This window comes from Thermoclostridium caenicola, from assembly GCF_900142095.1.
In the GTDB taxonomy this organism is placed as follows: domain Bacteria; phylum Bacillota; class Clostridia; order DSM-8532; family DSM-8532; genus Thermoclostridium_A; species Thermoclostridium_A caenicola.
In genome coordinates this window covers 1-1540 of the sequence record NZ_FQZP01000109.1, presented here as the reverse complement: position 1 = coordinate 1540, position 1540 = coordinate 1, and the positions used below count along the sequence as shown (strand labels likewise).

Annotated in this window: 1 protein-coding gene; it reads left to right on the top strand. The window is 40.1% G+C overall.

Annotation, left to right across the window (positions count from 1 at the left end):
- The first annotated feature begins 137 nt into the window (after positions 1 to 137).
- Positions 138 to 1313: an ISL3 family transposase gene (locus tag F3H12_RS13090; protein ID WP_243133301.1), complete on the top strand. Its 1176-nt coding sequence runs from the start codon at positions 138 to 140 to the stop codon at positions 1311 to 1313.
- The last annotated feature ends 227 nt before the right edge of the window (positions 1314 to 1540 follow it).

The window sequence follows — 1540 nt, the reverse complement described above, 5'->3', positions numbered from 1 at the left end:
GGTTCTATAATAAATGTTGGGGTGCCGAAGGGAAATAACTTCGGTGCTCCAACATTTTTTGCAAAAAAGAGAGCATGGAGTTGAAATCTCAAGTAAAATGGAGTTGCACAACCTTCCATTTGAAAGGAGATTCAACCATGCTCTACAAAGATTATACGCAAGAATTGATAGGATTTAAAGATGCAACTGTAACTAATGTAGAAAGAAAGGGGAATTACATACACATCTATATAGTAATGAAGCGAAAAGTGCATAAGTGCCCTCGCTGCGGTAAGGATACGGATCATGTTCATGATTACAGGATGCAGAAGGTTAAGGATATATCTTCATTCGGAAGTTATACTTTCATACACCTGAAGAAGAGGCGTTATGCATGTCCTTATTGCAATAAAAGGTTTTATGAGGAAATACCTTTTCTACCCAGATATCAGCGTATTACGAACCGGCTGATTGCCTTTATTCTTAACTCTTTTAGGGAGGTTACTTCTATCAAGAGTCTGGCTAATACAGCTAATGTTTCGCCAACGACAGCCATAAGGATATTTGATCACATAAGATATTCGAATAAATCCTTACCCCGTGCAATTTCGATGGACGAGTTCAGAGGCAACGCGGGAGGAGAAAAATTTCAATGTATTCTTACCGATCCGGAGAACAAAAGGGTTCTGGATATTCTTCCAAACAGGAAGGGCGAAGACCTATACAGATACTTTTCGAAGTTTAAAGACCGACATAATGTGAAGTATGTGGTTATCGATATGAGCGGCCCATATCGCAGCCTGATCAAGACGGTATTCCCGAGGGCGCAAATTATTGCTGACAGGTATCATGTAGTCAGACAGGTAGCCTGGGCTTTTGAGAATGTCAGGAAAGCAGAGCAGAAAAAGTTTTATGAGCAACGCAGGAAGTATTTTAAGAGGAGTCGCAAGCTATTGTTGAAACGTCCTGATAAGCTGACTTCTACAGAGGTTGAAGAAGTGGAAGCCATGCTGAGGATCTCTGAGCGCTTAAGGCAGGCTTATGTACTAAAGAATGAGTTCTACAAGGTGATGGACTCCAAAAGCAGTCATGAAGCAAAAAAGAACTTAGCCAGATGGTACATGTTATTCTACGGTTACAATCTTCCTGAATTCCATGACTGCTTCAGGGCCTTTACAAACTGGCAGAAAGAAATACTGAATTCTTTCGATGTTCCTTATACCAATGGTTACACAGAGGGAGTAAACAACAAGATTAAAGTAATAAAGCGGAATGCTTATGGGATAAGAAACTTTGAAAGGTTCAGAAACAGGATACTGCATGTTATGGCTTAAACCCGTACATAATTCCTGGACTTAACAGAGCCAATGATTATACTGGGAAATCCCAGGAAGGTTCAGGCTACTTTAGCCATATACATTTTATGGTCTAGAGAAGGAATAGTATACGGTATGACCTGGATCTGCGTGTAAAAAAGCAGATGATCTATGATGATCATCTGCCAACAATACATATGCTACTTCATTTTACTTGGTTCAACCCCAACATTTGACGTAGAGCC